The following is a 14,411-nucleotide window of genomic DNA, read 5'->3' as shown; positions in this document are numbered from 1 at the left end:
ACGGACGAGATACTTGCTCTGGCCCTGGGGGGCATCGGCGCTTGCCACGGCCGTCCTCACGAGCTCAGCCATACGATCCTCAGCTGCTGATGCGCGGATCGACCAGGAAGTAGACAAGATCGACCACCAGATAAACGATCAGGGAAAAGAACGCGGAAAACAGAACGAAGCCCAGAACGGGGTAAATGTCCGAGTTAAGAACCCCCTGTACGGCGTACTGACCGGCGCCCCCCCACGAGAAGACGATCTCGACGAGAACCGCGCCGCCGATCAAATAGCCGTAGAGCACGCTTATGATCGTGACGATCGACGGAAGAGCATTCCGCAGAGCGTGACGCATGACGAGATGCTGGGGAATCCCGCAAAGAATTTCATACCGACTGAAGTCGGACGCCAGCATCTTTTCCATGGTCGATTGCGTCATCTTCATGATGGGGCCGGCGTTGATCAGGCCCAGCGTGAGAACCGGTAGGACCAGATGCTTTGCTGCCGAGACGAACGCCTCCATGTCGCCTGCGATCAGTGCGTCCACAGTGTAGAGGCCGGTAACGGGCGGTGGCGAAATCACCGCCATATCAATCCGGCCGAGTGGAGCAGGAGCCCAGCCCAGGATCGTGTAGAAGATGAAGATCAGGACAAGTCCCAGCCAAAAGTCGGGCAGAGATCCGGCACTGAGGCCATAGAGATCCGAGACCCGTGCGACCCATCCCTTTTCGTTGAGCGCCGAAGCAATGCCGACCGATACACCAATGACGATCGCAAGAAGGAGCGACAACGTTACGAGTTCAAGCGTTGCTGGGAACCGCATGAGCAGATCCTCAAGAACCGGCCGTGTCGTTTGCCAGGAGGTTCCAAGATCACCGCTAAAGAGATTGGCGACATAGATGAAAAACTGAACATAAAGCGGCTTATCCAGCCCTAGTTGTTCGCGCAGACCGGCAATGGCTTCCGGTGTCGCGGTCGGTCCAAGCATGAGTGTGGCCGGATCACCAGGGATGCTCTTCACCAGCATGAAACTGACAAGAACGATTCCGAGGAGCTGCGGGAGGATGAAGACGACCCGATGACCCAAATAGGACAGAACACGCATTAGGCTGTCTCCTCACGCACAAGGGACTTGTCACGCACAAGGGACTTGGTATTTCGGCGACGGTGTGCGTCGATGTCCCTGATCAATGCGCGACGCTTCGTGGGATCCGCGAGAACCTCCACGGATGAGCCTACCAGAGAGAAGCCAAATACCGTTATGGCCAGCATTAGACCTGGAAAAACCGATGGCCACCATTGTCCGGTCACTACGTTCTGAAAACCCATGGCGATCATGCTGCCCCATTCGGGGGTCGGGGCACGAACACCCGCACCGATGAACGAGAGGGCCGCCGTCAGAAGAATACCCCAGCCGACATTCACCGACAGCTGCGCAAGGATCGGCGCAATCGCGTTGGGGACGATGTGGTGGAAAATGGTTTTCATATCCGAAAGACCGGCAACCTGTGCCGCCTCGACATAGCGCATGGAGCGAATGCTGAGCACCTGCGAGCGCATCAGCCTGAGATAGACAGGCACATTCACGAAAGCGATCGCAATGACGACGGTTTGAATACTTTGCCCGAGTGCTGCCACAAGGGCGATCGCAAAGACGAAGACAGGAAAGGCCTGGAGCACGTCAGCCGCACGCATGACGGCGAACGAGAGCCACACCCGGACGCCTTTTCCAACGCTGTAGTATCCTACGAGCGCTCCGATGACCGTTCCAAGGACGGCGGAGATCAAGGTTCCGAGAACCGCGATCGTCAGGTCGATTTGGGGCGCATAGATTGCGCGACTGAAGATATCCATGCCGACTGCGTCGGTCCCGAAAAGGTGCGACCAGCTCGGCGGCTCGAGAAACTGTGTCGGGTCCGCTTCGATGGGAGAATACGGTGCAATGATGGGCGCGAGGAATGCCGCGCAGGCGACAGTAACGACTATGAGGTAGCCTATGGCGAAGCGGGGTCTGATCCGGGCGATTTGGATCAGGAGGCGGAGTTTTTCCATAGCGCTCAACTCCCGGATGCTGAAGAGTCCCCCCGGCTCGTGCCGGGGGGAGCCACCTTAGGCGCGCACGAAATCTTGGAAGCGCAGGTTGTTCGACGTGTAGTAGGTGAAGCCCTTCAAGTCCGCCTTCCGCGCCAGCGTATAGCTGGGATAGGCGATGAAGCCCCAGGGAGCATCATTCATGAGCATCTTCTGCACCTCGGTGTACTTGGCCAGCCGCTCCTTGTCGTCGAGCGTTTCCAGTCCTTCCGTAATCAGACGGTCGACGGTATCGTTCGCGTAGTTGGAGTAGTTCACGTAACTCTTCTGGTGGAAGTACAGGAAGGTCGAGTATCCCGGATCCGGCGTCCACGGCGAATCGAGATAGAAGATCATCGGCTTTTGTCTCTTGGTCACGTTCTCGTAAAATACGCCTGCGGGAAGCTTGTCGAGAACGAGATCAACGCCAATCTGGCGCAGAGACGTCTGGATGAGGAGTGCGATGGGCTCCTGCGTCGGGTCACCGGCATTGTAGGATAGGCTCGTCTTGAATCCAGAACCGTGGCCCGCCTTCGCGAGCAAATCTTTCGCTCTTTCAAGATTGTAGTTATAATCAAAAAAGCTTAAATTCGCCATGGGATAGATATACGGCATAGGAGCCGTTTGCTTGTCGGCGTATCCGTAGTAGATCGTACGGATAATCTCATCCTGAGGAATCGCAAGATTGATGGCTCGCCGCACATCGGCATTGCCGAATGGATCGATCTTTGTATTCAGTTCCAGCCAGATCATATAGGAAGACTTGACTGAATCGACATCGACATTCGGTCGGCCCCCAAGGCTCTGCAACTCACGCGGCTGCAGGAACTGCGCGATATCGACAGCCCCCCCCTGAAGCAGAGATAGGCGGCTCGCGGATGTCGGCACCTCCCGCATGATGACGCGCTTCATGAAAGGCTTATCGCCCCAATAGTCGTCGCGAGCCTCGAAGACCGCCTGCTGCCCGCGGACGAGCTGGGCCAGTCGGTATGGGCCGAATCCTGCACTTTCGTTCTTCAGGAATTGCACCGCCCAGGGGTCATCGCCGCCGCCGACCTCGGCGCACTTTTTCGCATCGTAGATGGGATTGGCGAGATTGCACTGCTGCTTGAGAAGCAGAGGATTGGGCTTATCGAGATTGAACGAGATCGCGTAATCTCCCTCGATCTTGATCTGCTCCGGGGATTTCAGGCCCAGCACTGCCGTCTGGAAGATTCCCTGCCCCTTCAGGTTGAATTTCCGGTCCCAGGTCCATTTCACATCCTTGGCCGAGAACGGGTTCCCCCAATTCGAGCGCACCCCCTCGCGTAGTTTGAACGTCGCTTTGCGGCCGTCATCGGAAACCTCCCACTTTTCCGCGAGCTTACCTTTCAGCGCCAGATTGTAGGGCTGGTCCGCGCGGACGGACGTGTCCTCGCGATACACGCCTGGTCTGTTCGGATCCGGTATCTTCTCGTAGGCCAGCATGTAATCGTAGAGAGCTCCCAGAGAATCGATAGAACCAAGGCTTACGTCGAATTCGATATCGAGGCCCTGCGGCGTGGCGGGAGCAGCGATGACCAGGGTGTCATTCCGACCCTGCGCCAGCGCGCTGCGCGCTCCCAAGCCGCCCAGCAAGGCAGCGGCGCCTGCCGCCGCTGCCGTCGTTTTAAGAAACTGACGGCGGGTACCGTTGATAGCCGATCCTTCATTCTCTTGAGACATTGTCACCGCTCCCTCTAACTTATCCCTCGCGATGCGCCGCACTGGTCAGACCAATGCGACAATACTCCAGTATGGCGCCGATTTTCTCCAATTGGAAAGCAGAAACTTTCTGCCATATATCTTTTTTATGCCCTATGCTTCTATATATTGACCAATTCCAGGACAACTGGCCAGACCAGCATGTAACCAGAACCACATTTCGGATACGATCACTATGGCAAATGTAACTTTGATTACGACCGGCGGTACCATTGCATCGCGACGAGACGCTATGAGCGACCATGTCGTGTCGAGTGTATCGGGCGCTGACCTAAAGCGAACATTGCACGATCCCCTCGATGGAATCGAGATCAACGTAGATGAGTTCTGCAATATCGGCAGCTTCGAGATGGACCTGCTGCTTGCATTCTCTCTTTCAAATCGCATCAACATGCATCTTTCTCGCCCGGATTGCGACGGAGTGGTCGTCACTCATGGTACGGATACTATGGAGGAGAGCGCCTATATGGCTGATCTGCTCGTTGAGAGCGACAAACCGGTCGTCTTCACGGGAGCACAGCGTAGCGCCGACAGCCTGGACAGAGATGGTCCCCGCAATATCGCGGAGGCCGTCCGGCTCGCCGCGTCGCCAAAGGCCCGCGGTCTCGGGACGATGGTGTGTTTCGAACAGTACTTCCATGCCGCACGTGATGTCACGAAGACCCACAGCTCCCGCGTGGATACTTTCCGTTCGGCCGAGCACGGAAAGCTCGGCGAGATCGACGGCGATGTCGTGATCGTTCAGCGGCGCCCGGTCCTGCGAAAGCACTATACTGCATCGGCTATCGAACCGGAGATAGAGCTTATCAAGCTCGTGATGGGATCCAACGACCGTTACATGCGCTGGACGATCACCAATGGAATGAAGGGTATCGTTCTCGAGGGGTTCGGGCGAGGTAACGCGACCCCGCTCGTAGCGTCCGCAGTAAGCGATGCAGTCTCCCGAGGCATCCCGGTCATCGTGACATCCCGCTGTGCGGAGGGACGGGTCAAGCCGGTATACGGCAATGGCGGCGGAAAGGATCTGGCCCGCGCTGGCGCGATTTTTGCCGGCGATCTCTCCGGTCCCAAGGCCCGAATTCTCGCATCTGTTCTATTGGGGCTCGGGCTCGGCATGGAGGAGTTACGGCGGGAGTTCGAGCAGCTTGGCGGTTGATGGATGGCCGAAGCAGGACCGGGTGCGCTCACCGACCGGATCTTGCGAAGCCGCATTGGCATTCTGGCGCCATTCGCGAGCCTTGGAGCCTGACCCGAGACCCTGGACTTGTTACGCCGGATCATCGGCGGACTTGGTGGGAAGTCGCTCAGGTCGATCGCATCAGAGGAGTTGTGGCTCAAATGTCCGAGATCGAGAAAGGTTCGACAGTCGAAGGGCGGGTCCCCTATCAGGCAATTTCCGAACGGAGCCCTTTGAAATTGCCCGGCGGGGCACGGATCGCTGTATGGACAATCGTGAACGTGGAGCATTGGCGACCGACGGCCCCGATGCCGCGGACGGTTCTGCCCCCACCCATGGGGCAACCACTTCTGCCCGACATCCCGAATTGGGCGTGGCATGAATACGGGATGCGGGTTGGTTTCTGGCGTTTCCTGGATGTCCTGGGATCGCGCGGCCTGCGGGCGACCTTCGCTGTCAATGGGTCCGCGTGTCGTGCCTATGAGAGGGCTTGCCGGGCGGCACACGACGCCAAATGGGAGTTCATCGGACACGGCTTCGTGCAGAAGCCGATGCACAGGATCGAGGACCAGAGCGCGGCGATCTTCGATACGATCCGGGCTATCAAAGACTTCACAGGAACTGCGCCGCGCGGGTGGGAGAGCCCTGGTCTCACGGAAACCGACGAGACGGCCGACCTGCTCGCCGAAGCAGGAATCGAATACGTCTGCGATTGGGTGCTGGATGATCAACCGGTCCCCATTCGCACCAAGACACGAAGCCTCACCTCGATTCCCTACACGGTCGAGATCAATGACGTTGTGATGTCGGCTGTCCAACAGCAACCCTCGGACGAGATATTGCGCCGCGGGCGCGATCAGTTCGACCGACTCTATCTCGAAGGGGCTAAGAGGCCCCGCGTTATGGCGATTTCCATTCATCCCTATTTGACTGGGGTACCTCACCGGATCGGATATCTGGAAAAGCTCTATGACCATATTCTTGGGCATGACGGCGTGTTGATGTGGACCGGCGCGGAGATCCTGGACTGGTATCTGGGACAGATCGCCACCGCCTCCATCCAAGCCGAATGAAAGCTTACTGCGCGATGATGCGCCTCCCAGTCCGATCCTTCCGACGTGAACTCGGCATTGGAATCGCGGATCATTCCCATGCCGCATGCGGCTGGCTGCCGTTCGACTATCGCGTCACCCGGTCAGGCTGCTCAAAAAGGCGGCGTTCTTCTGCTCAAGCGGCGTTTGGCTGGAGTTCCCATCGAGAGCCTACCTGCAAATACCATTCAAACAGGACCTTGACCCAAATGGCGACTTGACCCCAGCCTTAGGCGCAAAGATACTTTCCTGGCCAGACCAGGAGACACTTTGGTCTGACCAAAAATGCTGACTTCCTTCAGCCATGCGAGGCGTGATGGTTTCATCCCTCCTAGACGTTCGGGCCGTAAGCAAACGATACGGAGCGACCACAGCGCTGGACGGCGTCTCGTTCACCCTGCAATCCGGGGAGGTTTGCGGTCTTCTTGGAGAGAACGGCGCCGGCAAGTCAACCCTCGTCAAGCTGCTGAGCGGGGTCGTAACTCCGGACTCGGGCGAAATCCTCGTCAATGGCGCAAAGTTCGCTCCGCAAACGATCGTCGAGGCAAACGGACGTGGCGTATCGACCGCGTTCCAGGAATTGAGCTTGGTGCCATCGCTCTCCGTTGCGGTGAATATGTTCCTCCCTCAACTCGATCGCAACCGGTTCGGCTTGGTACCGATCCCTAAACTGGAGACGAGGGCCGGAGAAATTCTGGAGGAGTATGGCGTCACGGACATCGCACCGTCCGCGCTGATCGGCGACCTGCCGCTCGGGATGCGGCAGAGGGTCGAGATCGTCCGGGCACTCCGGCGCGAACCGTCCGTTCTCCTTCTCGACGAGCCGACCGCAGCCCTGACCGATCGCGAATGGCTGTTCCGCCTTGTGGACCGGGTTCAGACGAGCGGCGGTTCCGTCCTCTACATCAGCCACAAGCTCGACGAGATCCGGCGACTTTGCCGGCGCTGCGTGATCCTGCGCAACGGCAGGAAGGTCCTGGACAGCGAGGTATCCGCCATGAGCGACGACGCCATCTTCAGCAGCATGGCCGGCCGCTCCATCGTCGAGACTTTCACGGCCACGCCCTCGGCCGTCCAGGCTGGCGAAAGACCAGCTCTCGAAGCCAAGGGCCTGGCCGGACCCGGCATTGGGGATATCAGCTTCTCCCTCGCCCCGGGAGAGATCCTGGGCGTGGCAGGACTTGAGGGGCATGGCCAGTCCAACCTGTTCAAGGCACTCGTGGGACTCGAGCCTCTGCAAAAGGGATCAATTTCAGTCAACGGCACCGAAGCCGCAATCCGATCTCCGCGTGCTGCGCAGAGACTTGGCGTCGTGTTGGTCCCCGAGGAGCGTAAGTCGGAGGGAGTTTTCAACGATCTCTCGACAATGGCGAATATCTCACTACCCGTGATCGACTCCGCGAGCCGTGCCGGGTTCGTTCACCCGGGTGCAGAGCGGCGGCTTGTCGAGGCTGTCGTCCCGTCCGTAAACTTGGCAGAACACTATCTGCCCCTCAGCATCAGCGCGCTGTCGGGAGGCAATCAGCAGAAGGCGATTCTGGCCAGGTCGCTTATCAGCGGCGCAAAGTGTCTGCTTTTGTTTGACCCGACCCGAGGCGTCGACGTCGGAGCGAAGCAAAATATCTACGCGATGATGCGGGCCTTCGTTCGGGACGGTGGTGCGATCCTGTTCTACTCCACGGAACTCGACGAGCTCGTTCATCTGTGCGACCGCTGCGTTGTGCTCTATCGTAACGCAATCGCCGGGGAGCTCTCCCGAAGCGAGCTCACGCAAGATAGACTGCTGGCCATGGCTTCCGGCGCTTCTGGCCACCCGATCACTGCCTTGCCATCCCGCCCTGACGCCCTGGGGGCAAGAATCCCATGATGAACCGGATTGCGCAGCGCCTCGGAAAGCTCGGTGGCACAGCCACACCGTCCGTTCTGCTATTTCTGTTGATGTTCGGCATCTACGCCGCCCATGAGCCCTCCGCGCTTTCGTCATTCGGCATCAGCAATCTGGTGAACAACACGGTCGTATTGGCCCTGGCGGCAGCGGGCCTGACCATCGTCATCCTGACGGGAAACCTGGACCTCTCGGGGTCGGGCGTAATAGCTCTGGGCAACGTTGTCGTTGCAACGACGAGTACCGAGATCCTGGGCAGCTCCGGCAGCCTGGCGGCCGTGCTCGCGATCGGGATCTTGGTCGGCGCCTTGAACGGCTTTCTGGTTGCTTATCTCAGGCTTCAATCGCTTGCGGTGACGATCGGCTCTCTGATCGTCTGCCAAGGCATTGCTCTTCTCGTGCTTCCTGCGCCTGGCGGCCAAGTCGCAGACGCCATTTCCGACGGAGTGACTGGTGACCTCTTAGGAATACCGACTGCAGCACTCATCCTGGTCGCGGCAGCTCTGCTCTGGACTGTCCTGAAGAACACCCGTCGCGGCATTGCCCTTTATGCGGTCGGGGCCGACGAAGCGGCGGCTCGGTTGTCGGGCATTGATACTCGGTCGACGAAGATGTTCGCCTTTATCGCGGCCGGAATCTGCTATGCGGTGTCCGGCTACGTTTACAGTGCCGAGATTGGATCAGGGGATCCCCGGGTCAGCGACTCGTTCCTGCTCTTCATGTTCGCTTCGGTGGCCATTGGTGGAACATCGCTGATCGGCGGCCTCGGCGGAGTCATCGGAACATTGTTCGGCGCCGGAATCCTGACTGTCATGCAGAAGATGCTCTTCGCGCTCGGCGTCGCCGAGTTTTACACGAACATCTTCAACGGTCTGATCATGATCGCTGCAATCTTCTTTGGCCAACTCACGACTCTCGTCTCCCGATTCACAAGGCGGAAGGTCGCTTAGATGCAGACCCGGAACACAACGCCTGCAGCGGACATTGCAACCGGAGAACCGGTTTCATACCGCCGTCCCCTCCTTTCACCGGATCTTGGTCCTGCGCTCGGAGTGCTCGGGGCCACGGCCGTCCTGGTTGTTGGAATGAAGCTGCTCAATCCCGCCTTCGGATCGGTCGATCAGCTTACGGCCATCCTTGTGACGGCGATATTTCTCGTCGTCGCCTCCTTCGGCCAAGGCCTCGTCATCCTGATCGGCGGTATCGACCTGTCCATCGGCGTCGTTATGGGAATCGGCGGCATGATGATCGCCAACTTGACGCGCGGCAGCAACGACGCACTTATTTACGCCCTGCCGGCGGCATTGCTCTGTTGCACGGCGATCGGCGCGATCAACGGGATCGGAATCGGGATCGCCAAGCTGCCTCCGTTCATTATGACCTTGTCGTCCGGAACGACCTTCTTTGGAATTGCACTTAGTCTGACGTCAGGAGGCTCCCAGCAAACCGTCGCCCCCGCGCTGCAGGATTTCATGAGCGGTCGCTGGCTTGGAATACCGCTCCCAATCCTCTTCATGATCATTTTCGTTGGCGGAGCCATTCTGTTCCAGAATAGGACCTCGATCGGGAGGAAACTCTATGCCACCGGCAGCAGCCCTGGGGCAGCGCGCGTGCTCGGTCTTCCAATTGTGCCATTAACCGTCACGGTATACGCGATCAGCGGGCTGTGTGCTGGAGTGGCGGGCATACTTCTCGCCGGCTATTCGTCCAGCGCAACCCTAGACATGGGCAATGCCCTTCTGATGCCGACGATTGCGGCGGTCGTGATTGGGGGCGCACGCGTTACAGGCGGCGCGGGCCTCTACATCGGCACCTTCGCAGGCGCGTTGTTCCTGAGCACCCTGTCGACGGTCATCACCGCTTTCAGTCTGTCACAAGGATTCAGGAGCATCGTTCAAGGAGCAATCATCATCATTGCTCTGATATTTCAGGGAAAACAACTCATCGGCATCAAACGCTGATCGCAACTACGCACGTTGCGTATTCACATCGGAGGAACAACATGAGGACCAAGTTTTACCGTTGGGCGGGGATCAGTGCACCAGGTCTTCTGACCGTTGCCGCCATTTCTCTGGCCGCGACACCTGGACATGCACAGCAGTCGTATAAGGTGTTTCTCAACATGAGCTATAGCGGCAACACGTGGCAGGCCGCGGCCGCCAGCGGCATCAAGGCGCTTGCCGCGACTCCTCCTTATGACAAGATGGTCGACTTCAAGACCGTGATCTCCGGCACCGACGTGCAGCGTCAGATCTCCGACCTTCAAAGTATGATCGCGAATGGCGCGAATGCTATCCTGATCTATCCGCTTTCGCCAACCGCGCTCAATCGGGTCATCAAGCAAGCCTGCGACAGAGGCATCACCGTATTCACCTACGACTCGACCGTTACCGAGCCATGTGCCTACAACGTCAGCAACATTACCGCCCGCTATGGAGCGAACAGCGCCCAATGGATGGTCAACCAGATGGGTGGCAAGGGCGAAATCGTCTTCAACCATGGCGTCGCGGGGACAACCGTCACGAAGACTTACGACGAACAGGCCTATCACATCTTCAAGAAGTATCCGGGCATCAAGATCGTCGGCGATTTCTACGGCAACTGGAATGACGCAACATCGCAAGAAGAGGTTGCCAAGATCCTGGCTGCCCATCCCAATATTGACGGCATCTGGACCGTGGACGGCACATACGGCTCGTTGCAAGCGGTAATGAACGGACGCCCCGACCGGTTGGTCACGATTGCCGGTCAGTCGAACAATGGCTACCGCCTCATGATCGCCGATCCCGCCCTACAGGCAAAAGGACTGAAAGGCGTGTCGTCAAGTGCGGGGCCAGCCGTCGGTGGGTACGCATTCAAACTCATGATGGAAGTGGTCACTGGCAAGAAGAAGCCTGAGAAGCACAATATCGAGTATCCGCTGCCGTGGGTCGAACCCAAGGACGTAAAGGTCTGCTCCGGCGAATTGTTCGTCGGGGGCTGCAACACCTTCCCGGCCGATAAGGTGCCGCCGTTGTTCCTCGATACCTCACTCAACGGCGACCTCCTGCCGGAACTGAGCCTGGAATCTGTCCAGAACGGAACACCTACTCCGAATGCCACGATTCAGGAACTGCCGAAGATCAGCTATGCGGACAACTTACCAGGCATCAACTGCATCGATTGCAAGCCTCCCGCAGACTGGCTCGAGCCGAACCGCGTGGATCCGATCGCGGTCCCGAAATAATTGTATAGGGGTAGGGCTTCGGCCCTGCCCCATCGCATCGCGGTCAGACATCGTCGGATGGCAAGGCTCTGGCCGGATTTCCACGCTCGGTGGCGCACCGTGTCGATGCAATTTTGCGGGACGCCCAAGCGTCTTCGATGATGCCGCCGTCCGCCCGTCGCGGCATGGCGTTTTCGCCTTTGCTCCCTTCAGTAGCGCCCGACGAGCAGTCCTCCATCCACCACGATGACCTGCCCCGTGATGTAGCGCGCTGCATCCGATGCCAGGAACACGGCGACATCGGCGACGTCCTCCGGTTCGCCCGTACGGCCGAGCGGGATGAACTTGGCCGCGTCCTTCAATCCTGCCTCTCCGAGGGAATTCTCCTCAGACAGGGCCTGCGCCGTGCAGATATAGCCCGGTGCAATTCCGTTGACGCGGATGCCGTCCTTGGCGAGTTCCACCGCCAGGCCACGAACGAGTCCCACGACACCCGACTTGGCGGCGGAGTAATGCACGTGCTCATCCCAGCCGTATGCGACACCCATGATCGACGAAAGCGCGATCACGCTGCCGCTACCGCGCTGTCTCATCCCGGGAGCGGCAGCGCGCGCGATCCGAAACACGCCGCCGAGATCGATATCGAGCGTGTGGTTCCACTTCTCGTCGGTGAGCGCCGGCAAAGGAACCTTGTGCGCGATGCCTGCATTGGCGAGGACCGCGTCGATCCGGCCGTGTCTCTCCTCGACCAGCGCCACAAGGGAATCCGTTCGTTCCGTATCCCTCACGTCGAGATAATGGAATTCGGCGTGACCTCCCTCCTGGATGATCTCCTCGGCGGTCCTCTGGCCCTCGCCCTCAAGGACATCGGTCAGGATGACGCGGTACCCGGAGCGGGCGAACGCGACGGCGGAGGCTCGGCCAATTCCGATTCCGGCTCCGGTGATCAACACCACAGGTATATGCATATCGTTGTCCTTCGTCATCTCTGGGCACCGGCTGCCTACCAGCGTTCGCCCGTCTTGGCGGGAACGGCGTAAGGCGACAGTTCCCGTTTGAGGAAGGCCCCGCCTCCGGGCTCGCCGATGATCTTGCCCTCCTCCGCCACGAGCTTTCCGCGAAGAATCGTGGCCACGGGCCAGCCTGTCACCGTCATGCCTTCATACGGTGTATAGTCGGCGCCGTGGTGCATCAGCTCCTGACGGATGGTTTCCTTGCGCTGCGGATCCCATAGGACGATATCGGCGTCGAAGCCCGGAGCGATCGATCCCTTCCTGGGATAGAGGCCGTAGATCTTCGCATGGTTCGTCGAGGTCAGCGCGACGAAGTCGTTGAGCGTGATGCGGCCCTCGACGACGCCCTTCGAGTACAGGATCTGCATGCGCGTCTCGACGCCCGGGATGCCGTTGGGAACCCAGCGGAACGAGGTGCGAGCCTTGGGATTCAGCTTGCCCATTTCGCCCTCGTAGAAGAACGGGCAATGGTCCGACGAGAAGGTCTGGAAGACGCCCGTCCGAATGCCTTCCCAGACCGCTTCCCAGCTTGCCTCGTCGCGGGGCGGAGGCGAGCACACGTACTTGCCGCCGCTCTCGTCCATGTTGAGACCCTTGAGGTCGTCGGCTGTCAGCGCGATGTATTGCGGGCAGGTTTCGCCATAGACCTTCAGGCCCTTCTGCTGGGCCCAGCGGATCTGCTCCATCGGCTCGCGTCCCGACACGTGGACGATCATGATCGGCACGTCAGTCAGCTCCGCATGGCTGATGGCCCGGTGCGTGGCCTCACGCTCGACGGATTGCGGACGGGACACCGCATGGTAATAGGGCGCCTTCTTTCCCGCGAGCTCCAGCCGCTCCGTCATGAATCGGATGGCGTCGTATCCCTCGCAGTGAACCATGACGAGCGCACCGCAGCCGCGCGCGCAGTCGAATACTTCAAGCAGCTGCCTGTCATTGAGCACGAGGTCGTCATACGTCATGAATACCTTGAACGACGTGTACCCGTCGTTGACGAGCGAGGGCAGCTCCTGGCCGAGAACGCTGGCGGTCGGGTCGCTGATGATCAGGTGGAAGCCGTAATCGCAGTAGCTCTTTCCGTCTGCCTCCTTGTGGTAATCGGCCACGCTCGTCCTGAGTGAGGCACCGCGCGGCTGGAGTGCGAAGGGCAGGACCGTGGTATTGCCGCCCGCGATGGCCGAGCGGGTTCCGCTCTCGAACCCGTCCGCCATGGCGGGGCCGCCGAAGGCCGGTTGGGCGAGATGGACATGGCTGTCGATTCCGCCAGGCATTACCAGCAGGCCGGATGCCTCGATCTCCTTTTCGCCGCGCTCCAGCCGCTCACCCACGGCGATGATGCGGCCGTCGCGAATGCCGACATCGGCACGCACCGTGTCCGCCGCCGTGACGACCGTTCCTCCGCGGATGACAAGATCATAATCACTCATGTCGAGGGCTCTCTCTTCCTGGTGCTGGATGGGTTCGTTACTGCAGGCGTCAGACCATGACGTCGCCGCCGTTGGGCGAGAGCGTCTGCCCCGTGTAGAAGGCGCCGGCCTGCGAGGCGAGCAGCAGGACGGTGGGGGCGATCTCGTCTACATGGCCGAAGCGTCCGACCGGCAGTTGTGCCTTCTTCATGGCCCGCCACTCGTCGCTGAGGCCCATCAGCAGCTCCGTCTCGACGGGCCCGGGCGCGACGGCGTTGACCATAACCCCATGGGGAGCCCCCTCGTAGGACAGCGCGCGCGTGAATCCTATGACGCCCGCCTTGGCGGCACAATAATGGGCAAGACCCGGCGCGCCCTTGTAGGCGAGTTGGGACGCGAAGTTGATGATACGGCCGTAGGAGCGCTCGACCATCTTGCGGAAGAAGGCTTGGGTCACCAGGAACGTGCCGCGCAGGTGAACGCCGAGCATGCGGTCCCAATCGGGCACGGTCAGATCGGTGAACGCCTTGTCGCCTCCAATGCCCGCGCAATTGACGAGGATGTCGACCCGTCCGAGCCGATCCTCGGCCCAGGAGGCCATGGCCGCAACCTCCGACTCGCTGGCGACATCGCAGGATCTGGCGTGAACCCGCAAGCCTGCGGATTCGAGCCGCCGGACGAGTTCGTCGGCGTTCGTCTCGTCATGGTAATGGCAGAATGCGACCTCGGCGCCATTGCGGGCAAAGAGCTCGACGGTCGCAGCTCCGATGCCCCGGCTTCCCCCCGTGACCAATGCCTTCCGTCCGGCCAAGCTGAAGATTTCGCTCATTTCCCCA

The 14,411-nt window shown here is 59.7% G+C and carries 12 protein-coding genes; 6 read left to right on the top strand and 6 right to left on the bottom strand.

Annotated features, from left to right (window positions below):
• Positions 1–79: 79 nt before the first annotated feature.
• Genes RE429_RS26760 through RE429_RS26750 form a run of 3 tightly spaced genes read right to left on the bottom strand, consistent with a single transcriptional unit; the run spans position 80 to position 3,759 of the window.
• Entirely contained in the window at positions 80–1,090 is a 1,011-nt protein-coding gene (locus tag RE429_RS26760; RefSeq protein WP_414474750.1) for an ABC transporter permease, read from the bottom strand.
• On the bottom strand, positions 1,090–2,037 hold the full coding sequence (locus RE429_RS26755; protein WP_414474749.1) for an ABC transporter permease: 948 nt from the start codon (positions 2,035–2,037) through the stop codon (positions 1,090–1,092). The genes RE429_RS26760 and RE429_RS26755 overlap by 1 nt, the downstream gene beginning before the upstream one ends.
• Before the next feature lie 57 nt (positions 2,038–2,094).
• Positions 2,095–3,759, bottom strand: a complete 1,665-nt coding sequence (locus RE429_RS26750) for an ABC transporter substrate-binding protein (RefSeq protein ID WP_414474748.1) — start codon at positions 3,757–3,759, stop codon at positions 2,095–2,097.
• Between the two features lie 271 nt (positions 3,760–4,030).
• Here RE429_RS26750 and RE429_RS26745 point away from each other — a divergent pair, with 271 nt between their 5' ends.
• The 6 genes from RE429_RS26745 (at position 4,031) to RE429_RS26720 (ending at position 11,177) form a co-directional block, all read left to right on the top strand.
• On the top strand, positions 4,031–4,954 hold the full coding sequence (locus RE429_RS26745) for an asparaginase (protein WP_414474747.1): 924 nt from the start codon (positions 4,031–4,033) through the stop codon (positions 4,952–4,954).
• Positions 4,955–5,136: 182 nt separating this feature from the next.
• Positions 5,137–6,048 carry a polysaccharide deacetylase family protein gene (locus RE429_RS26740; protein WP_414474746.1) on the top strand — a complete coding sequence of 304 codons (912 nt, stop codon included), beginning with the start codon at positions 5,137–5,139 and terminating at the stop codon, positions 6,046–6,048.
• A gap of 334 nt (positions 6,049–6,382) precedes the next feature.
• Complete coding sequence (locus RE429_RS26735; protein ID WP_414474745.1) at positions 6,383–7,933, top strand: sugar ABC transporter ATP-binding protein; 1,551 nt, start codon at positions 6,383–6,385, stop codon at positions 7,931–7,933.
• The gene (locus RE429_RS26730) at positions 7,930–8,901 is read left to right on the top strand and encodes an ABC transporter permease (protein WP_414474744.1); all 972 of its coding nucleotides are present in this window, start codon (positions 7,930–7,932) and stop codon (positions 8,899–8,901) included. Before RE429_RS26735 ends, RE429_RS26730 begins: the two co-directional genes overlap by 4 nt.
• 135 nt (positions 8,902–9,036) lie before the next feature.
• Positions 9,037–9,912: an ABC transporter permease gene (locus tag RE429_RS26725; RefSeq protein WP_414474743.1), complete on the top strand. Its 876-nt coding sequence runs from the start codon at positions 9,037–9,039 to the stop codon at positions 9,910–9,912.
• A 41-nt stretch (positions 9,913–9,953) separates the two neighbouring features.
• Positions 9,954–11,177 carry a sugar ABC transporter substrate-binding protein gene (locus RE429_RS26720; RefSeq protein ID WP_414474742.1) on the top strand — a complete coding sequence of 408 codons (1,224 nt, stop codon included), beginning with the start codon at positions 9,954–9,956 and terminating at the stop codon, positions 11,175–11,177.
• A gap of 188 nt (positions 11,178–11,365) precedes the next feature.
• On the opposite strand, the gene RE429_RS26715 is transcribed toward RE429_RS26720, so the two are convergent.
• Genes RE429_RS26715 through RE429_RS26705 form a run of 3 tightly spaced genes read right to left on the bottom strand, consistent with a single transcriptional unit; the run spans position 11,366 to position 14,404 of the window.
• Positions 11,366–12,124, bottom strand: coding sequence for an SDR family NAD(P)-dependent oxidoreductase (locus RE429_RS26715; protein ID WP_414474741.1), 759 nt, complete (start codon positions 12,122–12,124; stop codon positions 11,366–11,368).
• A gap of 35 nt (positions 12,125–12,159) precedes the next feature.
• Positions 12,160–13,596: a dihydropyrimidinase gene (gene hydA, locus RE429_RS26710; protein ID WP_414474740.1), complete on the bottom strand. Its 1,437-nt coding sequence runs from the start codon at positions 13,594–13,596 to the stop codon at positions 12,160–12,162.
• Between the two features lie 49 nt (positions 13,597–13,645).
• Positions 13,646–14,404, bottom strand: coding sequence for an SDR family NAD(P)-dependent oxidoreductase (locus RE429_RS26705; protein WP_414474739.1), 759 nt, complete (start codon positions 14,402–14,404; stop codon positions 13,646–13,648).
• Positions 14,405–14,411 lie beyond the last annotated feature (7 nt).

Source organism: Microvirga sp. M2 (assembly GCF_047497095.1).
Classification (GTDB): domain Bacteria; phylum Pseudomonadota; class Alphaproteobacteria; order Rhizobiales; family Beijerinckiaceae; genus Microvirga.
This window is presented reverse-complemented; position numbering and strand designations above follow the sequence as displayed.